Origin of the sequence: Allofournierella massiliensis, assembly GCF_964241245.1 — a bacterium.
GTDB lineage: Bacteria > Bacillota > Clostridia > Oscillospirales > Ruminococcaceae > Allofournierella > Allofournierella massiliensis.
The window spans coordinates 62115-71406 of sequence record NZ_CAXSWZ010000012.1; the positions used below are offsets into that span (position 1 = coordinate 62115).

The 9292-nt window shown below is 57.5% G+C and carries 20 protein-coding genes; all 20 read left to right on the forward strand.

Features of this window, described 5'->3' with window-relative positions; genetic code table 11:
- Positions 1–233 precede the first annotated feature (233 nt).
- The 20 genes from rpsJ to rpmD all read left to right on the forward strand — a co-directional run bounded on the left by rpsJ (position 234) and on the right by rpmD (position 9282).
- The gene (gene rpsJ, locus ACESYO_RS08075) at positions 234–545 is read left to right on the forward strand and encodes a 30S ribosomal protein S10 (protein ID WP_058965305.1); all 312 of its coding nucleotides are present in this window, start codon (positions 234–236) and stop codon (positions 543–545) included.
- A gap of 158 nt (positions 546–703) precedes the next feature.
- Positions 704–1336, forward strand: a complete 633-nt coding sequence (gene rplC / locus ACESYO_RS08080) for a 50S ribosomal protein L3 (RefSeq protein ID WP_058965304.1) — start codon at positions 704–706, stop codon at positions 1334–1336.
- Positions 1337–1350: 14 nt separating this feature from the next.
- Positions 1351–1974 (forward strand): 50S ribosomal protein L4, encoded by a 624-nt coding sequence (gene rplD / locus ACESYO_RS08085; RefSeq protein ID WP_058965303.1) that lies wholly within the window; start codon positions 1351–1353, stop codon positions 1972–1974.
- A complete protein-coding gene (gene rplW, locus ACESYO_RS08090; RefSeq protein WP_058965302.1) occupies positions 1974–2267 on the forward strand; it encodes a 50S ribosomal protein L23 in 294 nt (97 codons plus the stop codon). Before rplD ends, rplW begins: the two co-directional genes overlap by 1 nt.
- Before the next feature lie 98 nt (positions 2268–2365).
- Positions 2366–3196 (forward strand): 50S ribosomal protein L2, encoded by an 831-nt coding sequence (gene rplB / locus ACESYO_RS08095; protein ID WP_058965301.1) that lies wholly within the window; start codon positions 2366–2368, stop codon positions 3194–3196.
- Between the two features lie 15 nt (positions 3197–3211).
- Positions 3212–3484, forward strand: coding sequence for a 30S ribosomal protein S19 (gene rpsS, locus ACESYO_RS08100; protein WP_058965300.1), 273 nt, complete (start codon positions 3212–3214; stop codon positions 3482–3484).
- A gap of 20 nt (positions 3485–3504) precedes the next feature.
- Positions 3505–3840 (forward strand): 50S ribosomal protein L22, encoded by a 336-nt coding sequence (gene rplV, locus ACESYO_RS08105; protein ID WP_058965299.1) that lies wholly within the window; start codon positions 3505–3507, stop codon positions 3838–3840.
- 13 nt (positions 3841–3853) lie between these two features.
- A complete protein-coding gene (rpsC, locus tag ACESYO_RS08110) occupies positions 3854–4540 on the forward strand; it encodes a 30S ribosomal protein S3 (RefSeq protein ID WP_058965298.1) in 687 nt (228 codons plus the stop codon).
- Positions 4540–4977 (forward strand): 50S ribosomal protein L16, encoded by a 438-nt coding sequence (gene rplP, locus ACESYO_RS08115; RefSeq protein WP_058965297.1) that lies wholly within the window; start codon positions 4540–4542, stop codon positions 4975–4977. The genes rpsC and rplP overlap by 1 nt, the downstream gene beginning before the upstream one ends.
- The gene (gene rpmC, locus ACESYO_RS08120) at positions 4974–5159 is read left to right on the forward strand and encodes a 50S ribosomal protein L29 (protein WP_058965296.1); all 186 of its coding nucleotides are present in this window, start codon (positions 4974–4976) and stop codon (positions 5157–5159) included. Before rplP ends, rpmC begins: the two co-directional genes overlap by 4 nt.
- 13 nt (positions 5160–5172) lie before the next feature.
- Entirely contained in the window at positions 5173–5427 is a 255-nt protein-coding gene (gene rpsQ, locus ACESYO_RS08125; RefSeq protein WP_058965295.1) for a 30S ribosomal protein S17, read from the forward strand.
- 29 nt (positions 5428–5456) lie between these two features.
- The gene (rplN, locus tag ACESYO_RS08130; protein WP_058965294.1) at positions 5457–5825 is read left to right on the forward strand and encodes a 50S ribosomal protein L14; all 369 of its coding nucleotides are present in this window, start codon (positions 5457–5459) and stop codon (positions 5823–5825) included.
- Between the two features lie 13 nt (positions 5826–5838).
- Entirely contained in the window at positions 5839–6153 is a 315-nt protein-coding gene (rplX, locus tag ACESYO_RS08135; protein ID WP_058965293.1) for a 50S ribosomal protein L24, read from the forward strand.
- 17 nt (positions 6154–6170) lie between these two features.
- The gene (gene rplE / locus ACESYO_RS08140; protein WP_058965292.1) at positions 6171–6710 is read left to right on the forward strand and encodes a 50S ribosomal protein L5; all 540 of its coding nucleotides are present in this window, start codon (positions 6171–6173) and stop codon (positions 6708–6710) included.
- A 14-nt stretch (positions 6711–6724) separates the two neighbouring features.
- A complete protein-coding gene (locus ACESYO_RS08145; RefSeq protein ID WP_058965291.1) occupies positions 6725–6910 on the forward strand; it encodes a type Z 30S ribosomal protein S14 in 186 nt (61 codons plus the stop codon).
- A 160-nt stretch (positions 6911–7070) separates the two neighbouring features.
- The gene (rpsH, locus tag ACESYO_RS08150) at positions 7071–7469 is read left to right on the forward strand and encodes a 30S ribosomal protein S8 (protein WP_058965290.1); all 399 of its coding nucleotides are present in this window, start codon (positions 7071–7073) and stop codon (positions 7467–7469) included.
- Between the two features lie 18 nt (positions 7470–7487).
- Complete coding sequence (rplF, locus tag ACESYO_RS08155; protein WP_058965289.1) at positions 7488–8030, forward strand: 50S ribosomal protein L6; 543 nt, start codon at positions 7488–7490, stop codon at positions 8028–8030.
- Positions 8031–8048: 18 nt separating this feature from the next.
- Positions 8049–8408: a 50S ribosomal protein L18 gene (rplR, locus tag ACESYO_RS08160; protein WP_058965288.1), complete on the forward strand. Its 360-nt coding sequence runs from the start codon at positions 8049–8051 to the stop codon at positions 8406–8408.
- Positions 8409–8419: 11 nt separating this feature from the next.
- The gene (gene rpsE / locus ACESYO_RS08165; RefSeq protein ID WP_058965287.1) at positions 8420–8920 is read left to right on the forward strand and encodes a 30S ribosomal protein S5; all 501 of its coding nucleotides are present in this window, start codon (positions 8420–8422) and stop codon (positions 8918–8920) included.
- Between the two features lie 203 nt (positions 8921–9123).
- Positions 9124–9282 carry a 50S ribosomal protein L30 gene (rpmD, locus tag ACESYO_RS08170; RefSeq protein ID WP_058965332.1) on the forward strand — a complete coding sequence of 53 codons (159 nt, stop codon included), beginning with the start codon at positions 9124–9126 and terminating at the stop codon, positions 9280–9282.
- Positions 9283–9292 lie beyond the last annotated feature (10 nt).

A 9292-nucleotide genomic window follows, 5' to 3' on the forward strand; every position in this document is an offset into this window, starting at 1 on the left:
GCGGAGTATGTCCGATCTAGAACCGGGCGAAAGAATTACTGAGAGCAAAGGGATACGTACACTGTCGCATTCTGCGCGGCGTACCAATGTCCAACACAATTTGCCGAAGTGTGTCCGGGGGAACTGCCAAGCGGTTCACCGGCTTTTATCGTGCCAAATTGTGAAACACCCGGCGCTGTGTTCAGTAGTTGATCGGCCGCCTAGGCACCAAATAATTACAGGAGGCGACGAAAATGGCAGTCAAAGAGAAAATCAGAATTCGTTTGCAGAGCTACGATCATCAGTTGATCGACGGTGCTGCTGAGAAGATTGTGGAGACCGCTAAGCGCACCGGCGCTCGCGTGTCCGGCCCCATCCCTCTGCCCACCGACAAGGAAGTGGTCACCATTCTGCGTGCTGTTCACAAGTACAAGGACAGCCGTGAGCAGTTCGAGACCCGCACCCACAAGCGTCTGATCGACATTCTGAAGCCGTCCAACAAGACGGTTGAGGCTCTCATGAGCCTGCAGCTCCCCGCTGGCGTAGACATCGAGATCAAGCTGTAAGCTTACATTTAAACAGGTAAGGGCGGCCGCTCTGGTGCCGCCAACTGCCGGATTCAATGAAGGCAACATCGATCGAAATGCTATCCAAACGGAGAGGTCATGTTGGCATCCAAGTTACTCACGATGTCAACCAATAACCTTATAGGAGGAAAAGAAAAATGCAAAAAGGTATCATCGGCAAAAAGCTGGGCATGACTCAACTGTTCGATGAGAACGGCAAGGTCGTTCCCGTAACCGTCATCGAGGCTGGTCCCTGCACCGTAGTGCAGAAGAAGACCGTTGAGAGCGACGGCTATCAGGCAGTTCAGCTGGGCTTCGGCGAAGTTTCCGCCAAGCGCGTAAACAAGCCCGCCAAGGGCCACTTCGCCAAGGCGGACGTTGCCCCCAAGAAGACCCTGCGTGAGTTCCGCCTGGCGGATATCAGCGCCATGAACGTGGGCGATATCCTGAAGGCCGACGTGTTCGCTGCTGGCGACCACATCGACGTAGTTGGCGTAAGCAAAGGTAAGGGCTACGCCGGCACCATCAAGCGCTGGAACGGCCATCGCCTGCGCGAGAGCCACGGCACCGGCCCCGTTGCCCGTCATGCGGGTTCCATGGGCGCCTGCTCCACTCCCAGCCGCGTATTCAAGGGCAAGAAGCTGCCCGGCCACCTGGGCGCCGAGCGGGTTACCATCCAGAACCTAACCGTCGTCAAGGTAGACGCCGAAAATAATCTGATCGCTATCAAAGGCGCTGTTCCCGGCCCCAAGGGCGCTGTGGTTTGCATCAGCGATAGCGTGAAGGCGTAAGGAGGGAAAGCACAATGGCACAATTTGACGTTTTGGATATGAACGGCAAGAAAGTTTCCACCGTAGAGCTTTCCGACGCCGTGTTCGGTATCACCCCCAACGAGAAGGCTGTGCACGCCGCTGTGGTCAACTTCCTGGCCAACCAGCGTCAGGGCACTCAGAGCACCAAGACCCGCAGCGAGGTTCGCGGCGGCGGCCGTAAGCCCTGGCGTCAGAAGGGCACCGGTCATGCCCGTCAGGGTTCCATCCGCGCTCCCCAGTGGACTCACGGTGGCGTTGCTCTGGGCCCCAAGCCCCGCGATTACAGCTACCGCATCAACCGCAAGGTGAAGCGTCTGGCCATCCTGAGCGCCCTGAGCGCCAAGGCTGCTGCCGGCGACATGATCCTGGTCGACAACCTGAGCGTTGCCGAGTACAAGACCAAGACCGTGGTCAACATGCTGAACGCCCTGGGCGTTAGCAAGAAGGCCCTGATCGTTACCCCCGAGGTTGAGGCCAAGCTCGTGAAGAGCGCCGCCAACATCCCCGGCGTGGTTACCACCGTGGCTACCAGCGTGAACACCTACGACGTTGTGAACGCCGACAAGTTCATCCTGAGCGTAGACGCGGCCAAGAAACTTGAGGAGGTTCTGGGCTAATGAAAACTGCACAAGACATCATCCTGGCTCCTGTCATTACCGAGAACTCTATGGCGGGCATTGCTTCCAAGAAGTACACCTTCAAGGTTGCCACCGATGCCAACAAGGTAGAGATCGCTAAGGCCGTTGAGAAGCTGTTCGGCGTCCAGGTCGAGAAGGTTAACACCATCAACGTGCGCGGCCGTTACCGCCGCCAGGGCATGCACGGCGGTTACACCGCCGCCAAGAAGAAGGCTGTTGTTACCCTGAAAGAGGGCAGCAAGGGCATCGAGTTCTTCGAGAGCATGGTATAAGAAACCGCTTAAAGCAGTTTCTTTCAAGAGCCCGAGCAGGGCTCATGTATGGGGATATGACCCCGATAACAATTCATAAGTAACAAAGGAGAATAGCAATGGCTATCAAGAAGTATAAGCCGACTACCCCGGGCCGCCGCGGTATGACTGTTACTGACTACAGCGTGCTGAGCAAAGTGGCCCCCGAGCGTAGCCTGCTGGAGCCCATGAAGAAGGCTTCCGGCCGCAACAACACCGGCCGCATCACCGTTCGCCATCACGGCGGCGGCAATCGCACCAAGTACCGTGTGATCGATTTCAAGCGCAACAAGTTTGATGTTCCCGCTACTGTAAAGACCCTGGAGTACGATCCCAACCGTTCTGCTCACATCGCTCTGGTTCAGTACGAGGACGGCGAGAAGCGTTACATCCTGGCTCCCGAAGGCCTGAAGGTTGGCGATGTGATCATGGCTGGCCCCAATGCCGACATCAAGCCCGGCAACGCTCTGCCCTTCGCCAACATCCCTGTTGGTACCATCATCCACAACATCGAGCTGTACCCCGGTAAGGGCGGCCAGCTGGTGCGCAGCGCCGGCAACATGGCTCAGCTGATGGCGAAAGAGAACGGCTACGCTCTGGTTCGTCTGCCCTCCGGCGAGATGCGCAACATCCCTCTGAACTGCATCGCTACCATCGGCCAGGTTGGCAACGTGGATCACGAGAACGTGAACATCGGTAAGGCCGGCCGCAAGCGCCACATGGGTTGGCGTCCCACCGTTCGCGGTTCTGTTATGAACCCCTGCGATCACCCCCACGGTGGTGGTGAGGGCAAGAGCCCCGTTGGCCGTCCCGGCCCTGTTACCCCCTGGGGCAAGCCTGCTATGGGTTACAAGACCCGCAAGCATCACAACCGCTCTGACAAGTTCATTGTCAAGCGCGCGAACGGTTAAGAGAGGAGAACGAACATGGGTAGAAGTGTTAAGAAGGGACCTTATGTCCTGCCTGTTCTGCTGAAGCGCGTTCAGGAGATGAATGCCGCCGGTGAGAAGCGGGTTCTGAAGACCTGGAGCCGCTCCTCCACCATTTTCCCTGATTTTGTCGGTCACACCTTCGCGGTGCACGACGGCCGCAAGCATGTGCCTGTGTATGTAACTGAGGATATGGTTGGTCACAAGCTGGGCGAGTTCGCCCCCACCCGTACCTTCAAGGGCCATGCCGGCTCCAAGACCGGTAAGTAATTAAAAGGAGGAGTAAAGCAATGGAAGCTAGGGCACATCTTAGATACGCCCGCATCAGCCCCCGGAAGGTTTCGGTTGTTCTGGATCTGATCCGCAACCAGCCTCTGGATAAGGCGCTGGCGATTCTGCAGTACACCCCGAAGGCCGCTTGCGAGCCCCTTCTGAAACTGGTGAAGTCTGCTGCCGCGAACGCGGAGAACAACCACAACATGGACAAGAACAGCCTGTATGTGGCCGAGTGCTTTGTTACCCCCGGCCCCACCCTGAAGCGCATCCGTCCCCGCGCCCAGGGCCGCGCTTACCGTGTGCTGAAGCGCACCAGCCATGTGACCGTGGTTCTGAAAGAGAAAGAGTAAGGAGGTAAACACAATGGGCCAGAAAGTCAATCCCCACGGCATTCGCGTGGGTGTAATCAAAGATTGGGACAGCCGCTGGTTTACTTCCAAGAAGGAATTCGGCGACACCCTGGTCGAGGACTACAAGATCCGTAAGACCCTGAAGAAGCAGCTCTTCGGCGCGGGTATCCCCAAGATCGAAATCGAGCGCACCGTGGACAATCAGTCCGGCGCTCCCAAGCTGAAGGTCAACATCTTCTGCGCCAAGCCCGGTATGGTTATCGGCAAGGGCGGCAGCGAGATCACCAAGCTGCAGGAGCAGCTGGCTAAGATGACCGGCAAGGCCGTCAACGTGAACATCGTTGAGGTCAAGAACATGGACACCAACGCTCAGCTGGTAGCTGAGAACATCGCTTCCCAGCTGGAGCGCCGCATCGGCTTCCGCCGTGCGATGAAGCAGTGCATGGGCCGTGCGATGCAGCGTGGCGCCAAGGGCATCAAGACCCAGGTTTCCGGCCGTCTGGGCGGCGCGGACATCGCCCGCACCGAGAGCTACCACGAGGGCACCATTCCCCTGCAGACCCTGCGCGCCGACATCGACTACGGCTTCGCTGAGGCTGCTACCACCTACGGCCGCATCGGCGTTAAGGTGTGGATCTACAAGGGTGAGGTTCTGAAGGGTTCCAAGCCCGCATCCCGTAAAGAAGGAGGCAACAAGTAATGTTACTGCCTAAGCGCGTCAAATACCGCCGTGTGCATCGTGGTCGTATGACCGGTAAAGCCATGCGCGGCAACACTGTTAACCAGGGCCAGTATGGTCTTGTTGCTCTGGAGCCCGGCTGGATCGACTCCCGTCAGATCGAGGCCGCCCGTATCGCCATGACCCGTTACATCAAGCGTGGCGGTAAGGTTTGGATCAAGATCTTCCCCGATAAGCCCGTTACCGAGAAGCCCGCTGAGACCCGGATGGGTTCCGGTAAAGGTTCTCCCGAGTACTGGGTGGCTGTTGTGAAGCCCGGCCGCGTGCTGTTCGAGCTGGCCGACGTGAACGAGGAAGTCGCTCGTGAGGCCCTGCGTCTGGCCATGCACAAACTGCCTGTTAAGTGCAAGTTCGCCAAGCGCGAAGAGAATGTAGTAGAGGAGGGTGGCAACGCATGAAAGCTGCAGAACTGCGCGGTATGTCCGCTGCTGACCTGAATAAGAAGCTGGCCGAGCTGAAGGAAGAGCTGTTCAACCTGCGTTTTCAGCACGCCATCAACCAGCTGGAGAACCCCGGCCGCATTGAGACCGTTAAGCGCGACATCGCTCGTGTGCTGACTGTCCTGGCTGAGAAAGCGTAAAGGAGGTTAAACGATGGAACGCAATTTGAGAAAGACCCGTGTGGGCACCGTTGTGTCCGACAAGATGGATAAGACCATCGTGGTTGCCGTGAAAGACAGCGTGCAGCACCCCCTTTACAAGAAGATCCTGAAGCGCACTGTTAAGTTCAAAGCCCACGACGAAAACAACGAGTGCGGCATTGGCGACCGTGTAATGATCATGGAGACCCGCCCCCTGTCCAAGGACAAGCGCTGGCGCATGGTCAAAATCGTAGAGAAGGCGAAGTAAGCCTGGTACTTTGAAAGGAGGATCTGGCAATGGTTCAGATGCAAACTTATCTCAAAGTGGCCGACAACACCGGTGCCAAAGAGTTAATGTGCATTCGTGTGCTGGGCGGCTCCCGCAAGAGATACGCTAACATCGGTGACGTTGTGGTTGCTTCTGTTAAGAAGGCAGCTCCCGGCGGCACTGTGAAAAAGGGCGACGTGGTCAAGGCTGTGATCGTTCGCAGCAAGCAGGGCCTGCGTCGTGAGGACGGCAGCTACATCCGTTTCGACGAGAACGCTGCGGTCATCATCCGTGAAGACAAGAACCCGAGAGGCACCCGTATCTTTGGACCCGTTGCTCGCGAGCTGCGCGAGAGCGGCTACCTGAAGATCTTGAGCCTGGCTCCGGAATCGCTGTAAGGAGGTTTTAAGAATGAACAATCTTCATGTTAAAACCGGCGACAACGTAATGATCATCAGCGGTAAAGACAAAGGCAAGACCGGCAAAGTGATCGCCGTTAGCCCCAAGGAGGGCAAGGTGATCGTTGAGGGTCTGAACATGGTCACCAAGCACGTGAAACCCCGCCGCCAGGGCGAGCAGGGCGGTATCGTGAAGGCCGAGGGTGCTATCTACGCCTGCAAGGTTATGCCGGTTTGCCCCAAGTGCGGCAAGGCCACCCGCGTGGCTCACGCTGCCAAGGATGGCAAGAATGTGCGCGTCTGCCGTAAGTGCGGCGCCGAGCTGTAAGGAGGGAATACAACACAATGGCACGTTTGAAAGAAAAGTATGTCAATGAAGTTGCTCCCGCCCTGATGAGCAAGTTTGGGTACAAGAGCGTTATGCAGATTCCCAAGCTGGACAAGGTAGTCATCAACGTTGGCTGCGGCGACGCCAAGGACAACCAGAAGATGCTGGACGCCATCCTGGGCGACATCGCTCAGATCACCGGCCAGAAGCCCGTTGTGTGCCGTGCCAAGAAGAGCGTTGCGAACTTCAAGCTGCGCGAAGGCATGCCCATCGGCGTGAAGGTTACCCTGCGCGGCGAGCGCATGTACGAGTTCGTGGATCGTCTGTTCAGCGTGGCTCTGCCCCGCGTGCGTGACTTCCGCGGTATCAACGGCAACTCCTTCGACGGCCGCGGCAACTACGCTGTGGGCATCAAGGAGCAGCTGATCTTCCCCGAGATCGACTACGACAAGATCGACGCTGTGCGTGGCATGGACATCTGCTTCGTGACCACCGCCAAGACCGACGAAGAGTCCAAGGAGCTGCTGAAGGCTCTGGGCGCTCCGTTCGCTAACTAAGGGAGGGTACGACTGTGGCAAAAACTTCTATGAAGATCAAGCAGCAGCGCGAGCCTAAGTTCTCCACCCGCGGTTACAACCGCTGCAAGATCTGTGGCCGTCCCCACGCCTACCTGCGCAAGTACGGTATCTGCCGTATCTGCTTCCGTGAGCTCGCTTACAAGGGCGAGATCCCCGGCGTGAAGAAAGCCAGCTGGTAAACACTGTTTTAAGCTGTGAGTTCCTTTGCGCTCCTCCCCGTGCCGGTTCGGCGCGGCGGGGGAGGCGGCAAGGGGTCTCACACTTAAATATATGTGAGGCGAATGCTTCACAACTGTCCGAACAAAAACGAAACGAAGAACCTTAAAGGAGGTTAGTGGCATGCACATTACTGATCCTATCGCGGACCTGCTCACCCGCATCCGCAACGCCAGCACTGCCAAACACCCTTCTGTAGACGTTCCCGCTTCCAACCTGAAAAAAGCGATCTGCCAGATTCTGGTTGACGAGGGCTACATCAAGAGTGTGCAGCTGATCGAAGACAACAAGCAGGGTACCCTGCGCCTGACCCTGAAGTATCAGGAGAACGGCACTCCCGTTATCGCCGGCCTGCGCCGTGTTTCCAAGCCCGGCCTGCGCATCTACACCAACTGCGAAGATATGCCCAAGGTCATGAAGGGCCTGGGCACCGCGATCATCTCCACCTCTAAGGGCGTTATGACCGATAAGGCTGCTCGCGCTGCCCATGTTGGCGGCGAAGTACTCGCCTTTGTGTGGTAAGAAAGGGGCAAAAAGACAATGTCGAGAATTGGAAGAAAACCCATCGTCATTCCTGCGGGCGTTGAAGTGACCGTGAATGGCCACAACGTTACCGTGAAGGGCCCCAAGGGCACCCTGAATTCCAACATCCATCCTCTGATGAACGTAACCGTCGAGAATGGTGAAGTGCTGGTGACCCGCCCCAATGACGAGAAGCAGGCCCGCAGCCTGCACGGCCTGACCCGCACCAACATCAGCAACATGGTGGAAGGTGTTGTGAACGGCTTTGAGAAGAAGCTGGAGGTTCAGGGAGTTGGCTACCGTGTGGCCAAGCAGGGCAAGAGCCTGGTCATGAACCTGGGCTTCTCCCACCAGGTGATCGTCGATGAGACCGACGACATCAAGATCGAAGCTCCCGATGCTAACACCATCATCATCAAGGGCATCGACAAACAGAAGGTCGGCCAGTTCGCGGCGGAAGTCCGCGAGAAACGTCCTCCCGAACCCTACAAGGGCAAGGGCATCCGCTATGCTGGTGAGCACATCATCCGCAAAGAGGGCAAGGCCGGCAAAGGCAAATAAGGTAAGGAGTGAAAGACAATGGTTAATAAGCCTGACAAGAACGAAGCTCGTCTTCGTCGTCACCGCCGCGTGCGCGGTAAGATCAGCGGCACCGCTGAGCGCCCCCGTCTGGATGTATTCCGCTCCTCCAAGCACATCTATGCCCAGATCATTGATGACGTTGCCGGCGTGACCCTGTGCAGCGCTTCCACTATGGAGAAGGGTTTTGAGGGCTTCGGCGGCAACATCGAGGCTGCCAACAAGGTTGGCAAGATGATCGCCGAGAAGGCTCTGGAGAAGGGCATCAAGGTCGTAGTATTCGACCGCGGTGGCTTTGTATATCACGGCCGCGTAAAAGCTTTGGCTGAGGGCGCTCGCGAGGGCGGCCTGGAGCTGTAAGGAGGATACACATGCAGAGAAATAACGAGACCGGCAGTGAAATGCTGGAAAAGGTTGTTGCGATCAACCGCGTATCCAAAACCGTTAAGGGCGGCCGTATCTTCAAGTTCAGCGCTCTGGTAGTCGTTGGCGACGGCAAGGGCACCATCGGTTTTGGCCTGGGTAAGGCTGGCGAGGTTCCCGAGGCGATCCGCAAGGGCATCGAGGACGCTAAGAAGAACATGCACACCATCGCCCTGAAGGGCACCACCATTCCTCACGAGATCGTGGGCGAGTTCGGCGCCGGCCGCATCCTGATGCGTCCCGCCGCTCCCGGTACCGGTGTTATCGCCGGCGGCCCCGTGCGTGCGGTTCTGGAAGTTGCCGGCATTAAGGACATCCGTACCAAGTGCCTGCGTTCCAACAACCCCTGCAACGTGGTTACCGCCACTTTCGAAGGTCTGTGCCGTCTGGTAAGCGCTGAGGAAGTTGCTGCCAAGCGCGGTAAGACCGTGAAGGAAATCTTAGGTTAAGGAGGCAGTCAACCATGGCAGAGACCGAGAAGAAGGTAGTAGCCACCGAGGCTGCTGAGAAGAAGCCTGCAGCCAAGAAGACTGCGGCTAAGAAGACCACCACCGCCAAGAAGCCCGCTGCCAAGAAGGCCGAGGGCGAAAAGGCTCCCGCTAAGAAGGCTGCCTCCAAGAAGGCTGCCGCTGCTGCTACTGTTACCGTCAAGCTGGTTCGCAGCCTGTCCGGCCGCAGCGAGAAGCAGATCGCTACCGCTCTGAGCCTGGGTCTGAAGAAGATCGGCGACGTGACCGTTCAGCCCGACAACGCCCAGACCAACGGCAAGATCGCCAAGATCAGCCACATGGTAGCGGTGACCAAAGCGTAACAGCAAGGAG

What these genes read in the sequence shown, in the direction of transcription:
- rpsJ (WP_058965305.1), top strand. Translation starts at nt 234, where the DNA reads ATGGCAGTCAAAGAGAAAATCAGAATTCGTTTGCAGAGCTACGATCAT.
- rplC (WP_058965304.1), top strand. Translation starts at nt 704, where the DNA reads ATGCAAAAAGGTATCATCGGCAAAAAGCTGGGCATGACTCAACTGTTC.
- rplD (WP_058965303.1), top strand. Translation starts at nt 1,351, where the DNA reads ATGGCACAATTTGACGTTTTGGATATGAACGGCAAGAAAGTTTCCACC.
- rplW (WP_058965302.1), top strand. Translation starts at nt 1,974, where the DNA reads ATGAAAACTGCACAAGACATCATCCTGGCTCCTGTCATTACCGAGAAC.
- rplB (WP_058965301.1), top strand. Translation starts at nt 2,366, where the DNA reads ATGGCTATCAAGAAGTATAAGCCGACTACCCCGGGCCGCCGCGGTATG.
- rpsS (WP_058965300.1), top strand. Translation starts at nt 3,212, where the DNA reads ATGGGTAGAAGTGTTAAGAAGGGACCTTATGTCCTGCCTGTTCTGCTG.
- rplV (WP_058965299.1), top strand. Translation starts at nt 3,505, where the DNA reads ATGGAAGCTAGGGCACATCTTAGATACGCCCGCATCAGCCCCCGGAAG.
- rpsC (WP_058965298.1), top strand. Translation starts at nt 3,854, where the DNA reads ATGGGCCAGAAAGTCAATCCCCACGGCATTCGCGTGGGTGTAATCAAA.
- rplP (WP_058965297.1), top strand. Translation starts at nt 4,540, where the DNA reads ATGTTACTGCCTAAGCGCGTCAAATACCGCCGTGTGCATCGTGGTCGT.
- rpmC (WP_058965296.1), top strand. Translation starts at nt 4,974, where the DNA reads ATGAAAGCTGCAGAACTGCGCGGTATGTCCGCTGCTGACCTGAATAAG.
- rpsQ (WP_058965295.1), top strand. Translation starts at nt 5,173, where the DNA reads ATGGAACGCAATTTGAGAAAGACCCGTGTGGGCACCGTTGTGTCCGAC.
- rplN (WP_058965294.1), top strand. Translation starts at nt 5,457, where the DNA reads ATGGTTCAGATGCAAACTTATCTCAAAGTGGCCGACAACACCGGTGCC.
- rplX (WP_058965293.1), top strand. Translation starts at nt 5,839, where the DNA reads ATGAACAATCTTCATGTTAAAACCGGCGACAACGTAATGATCATCAGC.
- rplE (WP_058965292.1), top strand. Translation starts at nt 6,171, where the DNA reads ATGGCACGTTTGAAAGAAAAGTATGTCAATGAAGTTGCTCCCGCCCTG.
- rpsH (WP_058965290.1), top strand. Translation starts at nt 7,071, where the DNA reads ATGCACATTACTGATCCTATCGCGGACCTGCTCACCCGCATCCGCAAC.
- rplF (WP_058965289.1), top strand. Translation starts at nt 7,488, where the DNA reads ATGTCGAGAATTGGAAGAAAACCCATCGTCATTCCTGCGGGCGTTGAA.
- rplR (WP_058965288.1), top strand. Translation starts at nt 8,049, where the DNA reads ATGGTTAATAAGCCTGACAAGAACGAAGCTCGTCTTCGTCGTCACCGC.
- rpsE (WP_058965287.1), top strand. Translation starts at nt 8,420, where the DNA reads ATGCAGAGAAATAACGAGACCGGCAGTGAAATGCTGGAAAAGGTTGTT.